8 protein-coding genes are annotated in these 12,232 nt (G+C 57.1%); 3 read left to right on the plus strand and 5 right to left on the minus strand.

Annotation, left to right across the window (positions count from 1 at the left end):
- Positions 1 to 280: 280 nt before the first annotated feature.
- The 4 genes from E4O97_RS04840 to E4O97_RS04855 form a co-directional block, all read right to left on the minus strand.
- A complete protein-coding gene (locus tag E4O97_RS04840; protein WP_005784750.1) occupies positions 281 to 1,909 on the minus strand; it encodes an ABC transporter substrate-binding protein in 1,629 nt (542 codons plus the stop codon).
- A gap of 258 nt (positions 1,910 to 2,167) precedes the next feature.
- A complete protein-coding gene (locus E4O97_RS04845) occupies positions 2,168 to 3,769 on the minus strand; it encodes an ABC transporter substrate-binding protein (RefSeq protein ID WP_078820284.1) in 1,602 nt (533 codons plus the stop codon).
- Positions 3,770 to 3,886: 117 nt separating this feature from the next.
- Entirely contained in the window at positions 3,887 to 6,685 is a 2,799-nt protein-coding gene (locus tag E4O97_RS04850; RefSeq protein WP_248160909.1) for a hypothetical protein, read from the minus strand.
- A gap of 350 nt (positions 6,686 to 7,035) precedes the next feature.
- The gene (locus E4O97_RS04855) at positions 7,036 to 7,746 is read right to left on the minus strand and encodes an SIMPL domain-containing protein (protein ID WP_032877810.1); all 711 of its coding nucleotides are present in this window, start codon (positions 7,744 to 7,746) and stop codon (positions 7,036 to 7,038) included.
- Positions 7,747 to 7,951: 205 nt separating this feature from the next.
- Between E4O97_RS04855 and E4O97_RS04860 the strand changes: the two genes are divergently transcribed.
- The 3 genes from E4O97_RS04860 to E4O97_RS04870 all read left to right on the plus strand — a co-directional run bounded on the left by E4O97_RS04860 (position 7,952) and on the right by E4O97_RS04870 (position 11,592).
- On the plus strand, positions 7,952 to 9,214 hold the full coding sequence (locus E4O97_RS04860; RefSeq protein ID WP_032877809.1) for an ATP-binding protein: 1,263 nt from the start codon (positions 7,952 to 7,954) through the stop codon (positions 9,212 to 9,214).
- On the plus strand, positions 9,207 to 9,767 hold the full coding sequence (locus tag E4O97_RS04865) for a response regulator transcription factor (RefSeq protein ID WP_003171731.1): 561 nt from the start codon (positions 9,207 to 9,209) through the stop codon (positions 9,765 to 9,767). Before E4O97_RS04860 ends, E4O97_RS04865 begins: the two co-directional genes overlap by 8 nt.
- Positions 9,768 to 9,867: 100 nt before the next feature.
- Positions 9,868 to 11,592, plus strand: coding sequence for an ABC transporter ATP-binding protein/permease (locus tag E4O97_RS04870; protein ID WP_032877808.1), 1,725 nt, complete (start codon positions 9,868 to 9,870; stop codon positions 11,590 to 11,592).
- A 192-nt stretch (positions 11,593 to 11,784) separates the two neighbouring features.
- Here E4O97_RS04870 and E4O97_RS04875 read toward each other — a convergent pair whose 3' ends face one another.
- Positions 11,785 to 12,222: a DUF1043 family protein gene (locus E4O97_RS04875; RefSeq protein ID WP_248160910.1), complete on the minus strand. Its 438-nt coding sequence runs from the start codon at positions 12,220 to 12,222 to the stop codon at positions 11,785 to 11,787.
- Positions 12,223 to 12,232 lie beyond the last annotated feature (10 nt).

Genomic DNA, 12,232 nt, shown 5'->3' on the forward strand with positions numbered 1-12,232 from the left:
TTATCAACAGCAACCCTCCCGCTGGCCATGGCCAGGAAGACATCACTGATCCCACGCACAGCAAGTGCCATTTCCCAGAGTGATGCCTCTGCTGTCCTACGACGTTATGGGACGCGGACCTTGCAGTAAATGCGCCAATTCTGACTGGACTTGTAGGTAACGGAGACACAAGGCGCAGTTCGTTGCTGTAGGACGGCAACGCTTACAAATGTGGTCTGTTTCCTATGGCCCTGGCGGATGGAATAACGGCGACGTTGTGAAACGTCGCCGTTATTGATCCTTACTTGCCGCTTACGCTAACGCCGTAGAAGGAGTTCAAGCCAAATGGGCTGATCTTGAAGTCCTGTACGGTATTACGCATGGGTTGATACACCGTCGAGTGCGCGATAGGTGTCATCGGGACTGCATCTTTGAGGATATGTTGCGCCTGCTTGTACAGCTCGGTGCGTTTGGCGACATCCGATGTGGCCTTGGCTTCTTTCACGATGCCGTCGAATTTCTTGTCGCACCACTTGGAGAAGTTGTTGCCCGACAGCGAGTCGCAGCCGAACAGCACGTTCAGCCAGTTGTCCGGGTCACCATTGTCGCCGCTCCAGCCAATGATCATGGCCTGGTTCTCGCCGCCTTTGGAACGCTTGATGTACTCGCCCCATTCGTAGCTGGTGATCTTGACCTTCAGGCCGATCTTGGACCAGTCGTTCTGCAGCATCTCAGCCATCAGCTTGGCGTTCGGGTTGTACGGACGCTGAACCGGCATGGCCCACAGGACGATTTCGGTACCTTCCTTGACGCCGGCTTCCTTGAGCAGCGCCTTGGCTTTCTCTGGGTCGTACTTAGCGTCCTTGATGCTGGTGTCGTAGGACCATTGGGTCGGCGGCATGGCGTTGACGGCCAGTTGGCCGGCGCCCTGGTACACGGAGTCAATGATCTGCTGCTTGTTCACCGCCATGTCCAGCGCCTGGCGTACGCGCAGGTCAGCCAGCGGGTTAGGCTGGTCGCTGCCCTTGACCTTGTCCATCACGTTGTAGGCCACATAGCCCAGGTTGAAACCGGCCTGGTGCGGCAGCTTCAGGTCTTTGTCTTCGCCCAGCGCCTTTAGGTCGGCCGGACGTGGGAACAGAGTGATCTGGCATTCGTTTTTCTTGAGCTTCTGGATACGCACCGACGGGTCGGTGGTGATGGCGAAGATCAGGTTGTCGATCTTCACGTCTTCAGGTTTCCAGTAGTCCTTGTTGCCGGTGTAACGAATGTTCGAATCTTTCTGGTAGCTCTTGAACACGAACGGGCCAGTGCCGACCGGCTTCTGATTGATGTCGGCGGGTTTGCCTTCCTTCAACAATTGCGCGGCATATTCAGCGGACTGGATCGAAGCGAAGCTCATGGCCAGGTTCTGGATGAAAGCCGCGTCCACGGTGCCAAGGGTGAACTTGACGGTGTGATCATCGACTTTCTCGATGTTCTTGATGTTGGTGTCCATCCCCATGTCCGTGAAGTACGGGAACTCGGTGGGGTAGGCCTTACGGAACGGATCGTCTTTGTTGATCATCCGGTTGAAGGTGAACAGTACGTCGTCAGCCGAGAATTCACGAGTAGGCTTGAAGTACGGGGTGGTGTGGAACTTGACGCCTTCGCGCAGGTGGAAGGTATACGTCAGGCCGTCCGGCGACACGTCCCAGCTGGTGGCCAGGCCAGGAACGACGGCGGTGCCGCCACGTTCGAACTGGCTCAGACGGTTGAACATGGTTTCGGCCGAGGCATCGAAGTCTGTTCCGGTGGTGTACTGGCCTGGGTCGAAACCGGCCGGGCTCCCTTCGGAGCAGAACACCAGGTTAGTTGCCGCCAGGGCTACGGGGGCTGCGGCCATCAGGCCGGCGCTCACTAATAACGGAAGGACTGCGTGTTTAAGCATGTTGGCCTCATGATTTGTTGTCATTTTTGGTGGTGAGGGCGACCTCGTGAGTCGGCCTGCGGATACTTATGCAGGCGCCATACCCAATGCAAGATGCTGAACGGTTACGAGCGGTAAACAGTGGTACGAACGTACAGGAATGTCGCAATTATGAAAGTTTTGCCATAAATGCGTCGATTTGATGGTTTTTTTCGGTGCAATGTGCGCACCAAAAAAGCCCAGCCGAGGCGTCTAGCGCACTCGGTTGGGGCGTTGATGTTACTTATCTAGACTCACGCCGTAGAAGGGCGTCAGTCCAAACGGGCTGATCTTGAAGTCGCGCACTTCCTTGCGCAGGGGCTGGAAAACCGTCGAGTTCGCAATAGGCGTTATAGGTACCTGTTCCTTAAGGATTTTCTGCGCCTGTTGATACCACTTGATGCGCTGCTCGCGATCATTGCTGACCTTGGCTTGCTGCACCAGCTTGTCGTAGGCCGGGTTACACCATTTGGCATAGTTGCTGCCCTTGACTGCGGCACAACTGTAGAGCACGCCGAGCCAGTTGTCCGGGTCGCCGTTGTCGCCGGTCCAGCCGTAAATCATTGCGTCGTGTTCGCCATTTTTAGCGCGTTTGATGTACTCGCCCCACTCATAGCTGACGATGTTGGCTTTGATGCCGACCTTGGCCCAATCCTGTTGGATCATTTGTGCGGACATCCGCGCATTGGGGTTGGAGGCGCGTTGCACGGTCATCGCCCACAGATTGATGGTGGTACCTGGTGCAACCCCTGCTTCTTTTAGTAGCAACCGGGCTTTGGTCGGATCGTAGGGGGCATCCTTGATGCCTGGGTCATAAGACCACTGCGCCGGCGGCAATGCGTTCTGCGCCAATTGTCCGGCGCTCTGGTAAACGGCCTTGATGATTGCTGGTTTGTCGATCGCCATGTCCAGCGCCTGGCGCACCTTGAGTTGGTCCAGCGGCGGGTGCGTTACGTTGTAGGCCAGGAAGCCCAGATTGAAACCCGCTTGTTGCAGCACGCGCAGATTGGGATCTTGCTTCATCACGTCGATGTCGGCAGGACGTGGGTAACCGCTGACCTGGCATTCACCGGCCTTTAGTTTTTGCAGGCGCGCAGCGGCGTCCGGGGTGATCGCAAATACCAGGTTATCGAGCTTTACGTCCTCGGGCTTCCAGTATTGTGTGTTGGCCACATACCGGATCTGCGCATCTTTCTGGTAACGCTTGAACACAAACGGCCCGGTGCCGATGGGCTTCTGATTGATCTGCTCGGCCTTGCCCTCTTTCAAAAGCTGGGCGGCGTATTCGGCCGATTGCACCGAGGCGAAACTCATCGCCAGGTTCTGTACGAATGAAGCATCGACATTGTTCAGGTTGAAACGCACGGTGTGTTCGTCGAGTTTGTCGACGCTCTTGATCGTGGCGTTCAAGCCCATGTCAGTGAAGTAGGGCGATTCGGAGGGGTAGGCCTTGCGAAACGGGCTGTCGGGATCGAGCAAGCGATTGAAGGTGAACAACACATCATCGGCGTTGAAATCACGGGTCGGGGTGAAGAAGTCGGTGGTGTGGAACTTGACGCCATCGCGCAGGTGGAAGGTATACGTCAGGCCGTCCTTGGATACATCCCAGTTCGTGGCCAGACCCGGTTCTACCTCGGTGCCACCGCGCTTGAACTGAGTCAGACGGTTGAACACGGTTTCGGCGGACGCGTCAAAATCGGTGCCGCTGGTGTACTGGCTGGGATCGAACCCGGCGGGGCTGGCTTCGGAGCAGTAGACCAGGGTGGTTGCGGCCTGGGCCATCGGCATAAAAGCCAGTAGGCTTGCGGCGAGGAGCAGTGGCTTGACGGCGATTCTTTCCATGGAGACCCCTGAAATGGCAGGCAGACCAAAGCTGCCTAAACGAAAACGGCGGTCACCGAGGTTACCGCCGTTCTGGTTACTCAGGTAGGGACATCTGCATCAAAGGGGGGGCCTTGATTACTGAGGGAGATCATCGGGGATCGAGACTTCCAGTTGAGTTGGAGCGTAATCGTCAATCGTGTAAAGGTCGCCGGACACATCATTGTTCTCGCGAATGGTGAAGGTTCTGACGGTGGTTGCTTCTAAATCCGGAATCACTTTTGGAACGTGATCGCTGACATCGCTTACAAACCACGTGGTGACGACTTTGACTCGGGCTTCACTGTTTATCGGGTCGTAATCAATAAAGTAAGAAGTATTGCTTGCTGTGACGCCGTAGCCTTCTTTCAAGCTTTGGAGCAACTCCCAATTGGCGGGAAATACTGATCCTTGATGGGCAACCTCGGAGATACGGGATCGCAGTTGTGCATCGGGAATCTCTTTCTCGAATTGCTTTAGACGGCTCAGTCTTGTCGCTTCGGGTGTGTCTGCACGGGCGTCCAACGGCACCTCGATATCGCCGCCTTTTGAGCTTTTGATGACCGTGTAGTTGTTACGATTCAGGTCGGGAAGAAAGTTCTCTGAATAATTGGTCTCGCTCAGAGGCGTAGGAGCCGCTCGCTCCGAGGGCAATACTTCGAACTTCTCCTTGGGGGCCTCCCAGCCAATATTCAGCTTTCTTTTAACAACGCCGTTTTCTTCATAGCCGCGGGTCGATACGGCGTAAGGTCTGGTCTCATCCACTTTCATGAATTGGTCGAATCTGTCGGCTCGCGCCACGGCCTGTTGATCGACATCGGCGAACAGGTCCGAAAAATGGGGGGTCAGATTTTCACTAGGTGTTGGCGATGGTGAGCGCTGCCACGGCCACCTCACCCCCCCATTGGCTGCATTGCGAACCCAGTTTCCGTCACCGGCTGAATGCACGGTCAATACAATCTTTCCGGAGCGATCAATAATCTGCACGTAGTCATTGCTAGGTTTGAAGTTGCTTTTTATTTCATATACGCCAGGGACGCCTGTCCCATCGGTGTAGCGGATAAACCAGCGATCTTCGCCGGTGGCGGTGTTCTTGAGCTGATAGATGCCCTTCTGGTTGTGCGTGGCCTTTTCAATCAACTGCTCGCCGTCAGGGATGGCATGTTCGCTGATCATCCCCGCGTGACTGGGCCGCAACGGGTTCACCTGGGGCGTCGAGTGATTTGCAACCGGGTTGATATCACTCTCGCTCAACGCGTTTGGCGTGCGCACGAGTTCAAGATCGCTAGTGTCCTGACTGAATCGCCAGCTGTAGGGTTTTGCGCTGGGAGCGCCAGGTGTCAAAACCGCCTCCCCAAGTCCGGCTTCCACTCCAATGGGGGCAATCTCGTGCGCCAGTTGCAGGCTGGAAATTACCGCCGCGGCGTTACCTGCGACACGATCATCAGCCGTCTTGCCGTAGAGGCCATCGTGTACGCCGAAGACAATGTTGCCCACATTGCCTACGATCGGTAAGTAACCAAACGTGTTACCCCAAAACTCTTTGGCTGCTTTCCAACTTTGTTGGGAGGCGCCAAAGACCTCGGTTTGATCGGTCCAGCGTGCATTCTTGGCATTTATCGCCTGGTAGTGGGGGGCAATACCGTTTTTAAGGTCGCCAAATTTCAAGTAGTAATCGCTGTCTCGCGATTGTGTGTAATTGAATGTCTCCCGGACCGGTACGGCCTGATCTGTGAACGGGCCTTTTCTTCCTGGAAACGTAGAACGGTTATCCTGAATCAATGCATTGAGTACATACCCGGCCCCTACCCAGTGAGCATCATGACCGCCTTGCCTGTCACGAGCGTTGAAGCGGCTAACCAATTGAGCCTGATTGTTTTTAGCCCAACTGGCAAAGTCGTCATCACCGTGTATTTCACGGGCGGAGCCATTCTTTAAGTCAATCATCAGTCCCTTATTCGGGCGGTGGTCATAATCACCGTGATAATTGATATAAGGAATAAATGCATAACCCTCTAAGGGATAGCCATATATGTTGGGGATTACCGCGTTTCCGTCTTCTTCAAGTGTGCGGACAATGGCGGCCCGCGCAGCGGGGGTTAGGTGTTTGTTACTGGAATTGTCGTCATGCAGACTTTGTAATATTCCTCGCAACACATAGGCATCCGCTTTGCCCGATCGCTTCGCCAGTTGCCCCGAGGCGTCGCGCATGGGCGCCGCTATTTCATTTTCCCAATGGCCTTGGAGTTGGCTACCCAAGGATTCCAGTTCGTGAAGCTTGTTTTTATCTTGCGGGTTGATGTGCATGCCCTGGAAGTTCAACGGGCCGCCCCTTGACACCTTGTCGTGCGCAAGAGCGCCGGCTGCAATCTCCCATGCAAAATAGGTGCGTACCTCCTTGTTGGTTTCCTCCTGGGGCTTGCCCATTCCTACATAGGAGTGGAAGGTCACCGAGATTTTTTCATGGGGATCGTAGCCGGCTGCTAGCAACCCGCCGCTGAAGTAACCTGCGGGTTCAAGAAACAGGCGAGTTTGCTGGAACTTGATATTGCGTTCTGCGTCGCTGCCATTTTCGATGTGTTGAATGTGCGCGACGACTCGACCGGCATAGGCATCGATACGATGCATTCGCTCTTGCTGTGTATAACCCGCGTTTGGCGGAATAACGTTGACTGACCCATAGATGATGCTTTTGGAAGCATCGAGCTCATGGGCGGGTGTAGGCAAGGGGAACGGGGGTTGGTCGAGCAACTTTTTTGGATGTTTTGAAGAGGTTTCTTCTGCCTGCTGCCGGGTTTGCGTTGCGGGCAAATCATCAAGCGCTCGACGCTGGCGATCGTGTGTGGGAGGGAAAGAGGGAACGACGGGTGTGGGAGCGAGAGACGGTGTTATATTCATTATCGACTCACATTAATTATTGGATAAATAACTGCCGTTCATCGAGAAACAAAGAAATCGATATGTGTGATGTTCTGTTGTCAGTACGTCCGTGTGTGGCAAATAACCTGTTCGATGTTCTGATTCAAGATGATGTGCATGGCAACCCTGGGTGGGAAGTTGAGTGTCGTAAGTTCCAGGCCTGCATTCGTAATGTTTGACGAGTGGTGTCGTGAGGGCGAGGTTTAGATAGATTAGAGTAAGGCTGTAGTATCAAGTTACTTGGTGTGTGGTAGCGGTCTGAGTGTTCCGTGGGCGGCAACACCACAGCGTAACCGGTGAAGGTTACGCCGTGTTGGTCTCGCGAAGACTTACGGTAAAACTTCGATCACTCCATCGGCGCTCATGCTCACTTGGCTGGTGCCCGCTTCAACGTCAGGCGTCGGTGCAGAATCTGCCATGGCCGCCTTCATCATCATGCCGCCACGGGCATAAGGCATCGGGTAACCATTGGTGTTGAAGTTCAGATTGACGATCTTGTAACCCTTGCCGCCCAGTGCATCGGTAGCCAGTTGCGCACGGGCCTTGAACGCAGTAACCGCGTCCTTGAGCAACGCATCTTCGCTGGCCTTGCGCGTGGCATCGGCGATGGCGAAGTCCATGTTTTCCATTTTCAGCGTGTTCAACAGCTCGCCGGTGAGCTTGGACAGCGCCGGGAAGTCCGCGCTTTCCAGGCGCAGTTCGGCGCGCTCACGCCAGCCGGTGATCTTCTGGTTCTTGTTGTCGTAGATCGGGTAGCTGTTACGGCTGCCCTGGCGCAGGGTCACGCCTTTGACTTCGCGGGCCTGGCCTAAGGCTGTGTTCATGGTGGTGGTGATTTCAGCGGCAAGCTTGGCCGGGTCGGCGTTTTGCGACTCGGTATAGAGGGTGACGATCATCTTGTCGCGGGCTACTTCCTGGCTGACTTCGGCGCGCAGGGAGATCTGGTTGTAGTTCAGTGCATCGGCGGCCATGGCCGGCAGGCTGGCAATGGCGCTGGCGCTGAGAGTGATGATGGCTGCACTGCGAATGAAACGAGACATGGAAGCTCCTTGAGGTAGTCGTGCTCGGTATGACTGTAGACGCTGGCATAGGGTTCTTCGGGTTTACACATTACCAACAAGTTATGCGGGCGCCGACGAACGGTCATTTAGCCGGCCTGCGTCAAAGAGCCACACGCGCCGTGCCAGCAGGTCCGCTTCGTTTATACTCGTGCCGATCCGCCTGCAGCGCTCATCGGGAGAGCTCATGCTCGCCGCCGTAAAACTGACTTCCGCCACTCGCCAGAACCTCTGGCGCCTGACGTTCATTCGCACCCTGGTATTGGCCGCACAGGCCGGTTCCGTCGGGCTTGCCTATTGGTTCGACCTGCTGCCGCTGCCCTGGCTGCAACTGGCTGTGACCCTGGGTTTTTCCACCGTGTTGTGTGCATTTACCGCCATACGGCTGCGCACCACCTGGCCGGTGACCGAGTTGGAATATGCCCTGCAACTGGCTTGCGACCTGTTTATCCACAGCGTGTTGCTGTACTTCTCCGGTGGGTCCACCAACCCGTTCGTTTCGTATTACCTGGTGCCACTGACCATCGCTGCGGTGACGTTGCCATGGCGCTACTCGGTGGTGCTTTCGGGGATCGCGCTGACGCTGTACACCCTGTTGCTGGCTCAGTTCTACCCGTTGCAGACCTTCCCTATCGCCCGGGAAAACCTGCAAATCTACGGGATGTGGTTGAGTTTTGCCCTGTCTGCCGCCGTCATTACCTTTTTCGCCGCACGTATGGCCGAAGAGCTGCGTCGCCAGGAAGAGCTGCGCGCCATTCGCCGTGAAGAGGGCCTGCGTGACCAGCAACTGCTGGCCGTTGCCACCCAGGCTGCCGGTGCCGCCCATGAATTGGGCACGCCGTTGGCGACCATGAGCGTGCTGCTCAAGGAAATGACCCAGGACCATCACGACCCCGCGCTGCAAGACGACTTGAGCGTGCTGCAGGAACAGGTCAAGCAATGCAAGCTGACGCTGCAGCAACTGGTGCGTGCCGCCGAAGCCAATCGCCGCCTCGCGGTTGAAATGCAGGATGTGACCCAATGGCTCGATGAAGCCCTGAACCGTTGGCACCTGATGCGCCCCGAGGCCAGTTACCGCTTCAACCTGTTGGGCCAAGGCAGCGTGCCGCGCCTGGCGCCACCGCCAGACCTGACCCAGGCGCTGCTCAACTTGCTGAACAACGCCGCTGACGCCTGCCCTGAAGGGCTCGGTGTACAGTTGGACTGGGACGCCGAAAACATCACCATCAGCATTCGTGACCACGGCGCGGGCGTGCCGCTGGCCATTGCCGAGCAGATCGGCAAACCCTTCTTTACCACCAAGGGCAAAGGCTTCGGCCTGGGCCTGTTTTTGAGCAAGGCCAGCGTGACCCGCGCGGGCGGCTCAGTGAAGCTCTATAGTCATGAGGAAGGTGGCACGCTCACCGAGCTGCGCCTGCCCCGTGTCGCACGAGGAGATATCGATGAGTGACGAGATCCAAGTCGAAGGCGAAGAACTGCCGCACCTGTTGCTGGTAGATGACGATGCCACCTTTACCCGCGTGATGGCGCGCGCCATGAGCCGTCGCGGTTTTCGCGTCAGCACCGCAGGGTCTGCCGAAGAAGGCCTGACCATCGCCCAGGCCGACCTGCCCGACTACGCCGCCCTCGACCTGAAAATGGACGGCGACTCCGGCTTGGTGCTGCTGCCCAAGCTGCTGGAGCTCGACCCCGAAATGCGCGTGGTGATCCTCACCGGTTACTCCAGCATCGCCACCGCTGTCGAGGCGATCAAGCGCGGCGCCTGCAACTACCTGTGCAAGCCGGCGGACGCCGACGACGTGCTGGCCGCTCTGCTTTCCGAGCACGCCGACCTCGACACCCTGGTACCGGAAAACCCGATGTCGGTGGACCGCCTGCAATGGGAGCATATCCAGCGCGTGCTGACCGAGCACGAAGGCAATATCTCCGCCACTGCCCGTGCTTTAGGCATGCACCGCCGTACCTTGCAGCGCAAGTTGCAGAAGCGCCCGGTACGACGCTGAACGAACACTGAACAACCTGCTTCAGGCTGCACGGATGCGCGAACCGATCACCTATGATCGGTTCAAACGCCTGTGATGTTTTTCCTGCCGAGCCTGAACAATGAACCAGAACGCTGAGTACTCCGCGATCAACGACGCGGTGCGGGGGCAATTCTTCCGCCGAACCTGGGCCATGATCACACCGTATTGGCGTAGCGAAGAGAAGGGCAGGGCCTGGCTGTTGCTGGCTGCAGTGATTGGCCTGTCGCTGTTCAGCGTGGCGATTTCCGTGTGGATCAATCACTGGTACAAGGATTTCTACAACGCCCTGGAGAAGAAGGACACCGCCGCCTTCTGGCAACTGATAGGTTATTTCGGCGGCATTGCGGCGGTGGCGATTCTCGGCGCGGTCTACCGTCTCTATCTGACCCAGATGCTGACGATCCGCTGGCGCGCCTGGCTCACCGAAAAACACTTCACCCGGTGGCTGGCCCACAAGAATTACTACCAGCTGGAACAGGGTGGTTATACCGACAACCCAGACCAGCGGATTTCCGAAGACCTCAACAACTTCACCTCCGGCACCTTGAGCCTCGGCCTTGGGTTGCTGCGTAATGTGGTCAGCCTGGTGTCGTTCTCGATCATCCTGTGGGGCGTATCGGGCAGCATCGAAGTGTTTGGCATCACCATCCCCGGCTATATGTTCTGGTGCGCGCTGCTGTACGCCACCGTGGGCAGTTGGCTGACGCACCTGATCGGCCGACGCTTGATCGGCCTGAGCAACCAACAGCAACGCTTCGAGGCAGACCTGCGTTTTTCCATGGTGCGGGTGCGTGAGAATGCCGAGAGCATTGCCCTGTACAACGGCGAGCCCAATGAAAGACAACGCCTGAGTACGCGCTTCGGCAAGGTCTGGCACAACTTCTGGGACATCATGAAAGTGTCCAAGCGCCTGACCTTTTTCACCGCCGGCTACAGCCAGATTGCGATCATCTTCCCGTTTATCGTGGCCGCGCCGCGCTACTTCACCGGCAAAATCGAGCTGGGCGAGCTGATGCAAATCAACTCGGCGTTTGGCAACGTGCAGGAAAACTTCAGCTGGTTTATCAACGCCTACTCGGAACTGGCGACATGGCGCGCCACCAGTGATCGCCTGCTGAGTTTCCAGCAAGCCATGAGCGACAACGAGCAGCGAGCCCCGGCCATCGATGTGCGCCCTGACGGCGAGCGCCTGGTGATCACGGATCTGGGCATGGACCTGGCCGACGGCCGTCACCTGCTCACCGACGCCGACATGACCGTGGAGCCTGGCCAGCGCGTGATGCTCAGCGGGCGTTCCGGTAGCGGCAAGAGCACCTTGTTGCGGGCGATGGGCCATCTTTGGCCCGCAGGTCATGGCAGCATTCGGTTGCCGGCGACGCGCTACCTGTTTCTGCCGCAGAAGCCTTACCTGCCGATTGGTACGCTCAAGGCGGTGCTGAGTTATCCACAAGACGACAGCGTCTATCCGGCAGAACGTTATGCACAGGTCCTGCAAACCTGCCGCCTGCCGCACCTGCTCAATCGTCTGGATGAAGCCAACCACTGGCAACGCATGCTTTCGCCGGGTGAGCAACAGCGCCTGGCCTTTGCCCGTGCGTTGTTGTTCGCACCGCAGTGGCTGTATATGGATGAAGCCACTTCGGCGATGGATGAAGAGGATGAGGCAACGTTGTACCAGGCGTTGATCGATGAATTGCCGGGATTGAGCATCGTCAGCGTCGGCCACCGCAGCAGCCTCAAGCGTTTCCATGGGCGGCATGTGCGCATCGAGGGTGGGCGGTTGCAGGAGCAACAACTCACTTGAGCTCATCCTCGGTGAGTGTGGGAGGGGGCTTGCTCCCGATAGCGGTGTGTCAGCCACCTACTTTGGGGCTGACAGACTGCTATCGGGAGCAAGCCCCCTCCCACATTAGGTTCTGCTTTGTCTTGGAGAATGAGACAAAAAAAGCCCGGCTGATCATTGATCAGCCGGGCTTTTTTAATGCTCGAAGATGACTTACTTCTTCAAGCCGTAATGCTCATCCAGCATTCCTGGGGCGTTCGGCGTCTTTGGCGCGTAGTCCCGTGGTGGCTCCTGGTTTTCCCGAGGCGGGGGCAGGCGTTCCCGTGGGGGTTGCGGTGCATCGGAATGCAGCGCAGCCAGCAGGCGCTGGCGGGTGATGTCGTCGAGGGCCAGGCGATTAGCGCCTTCGGCGAGGTGATCCTGTACTTCCTGGTAGCTCTGGGTGAGCTTCTTGACCAGGGTCGCGGTGCTGTTGAAGTGGGTAACAACCTCGTTCTGATAACTGTCAAAACGTTCCTGAATGTCATCCAGCTGACGCTGCGTGCGGTTAGGCGCGGCATTCGGCAGCAGGCGGGCAACCAGGAATCCAATGGCGACACCGGCAACCAGGGCAAGAGTCGGCAACAACCAAACTAAGAGCGAGTGTTCCACGAGTCCTTCC

Origin of the sequence: Pseudomonas sp. W15Feb34, assembly GCF_023127765.1 — a bacterium.
In the GTDB taxonomy this organism is placed as follows: Bacteria; Pseudomonadota; Gammaproteobacteria; order Pseudomonadales; family Pseudomonadaceae; genus Aquipseudomonas; species Aquipseudomonas synxantha_A.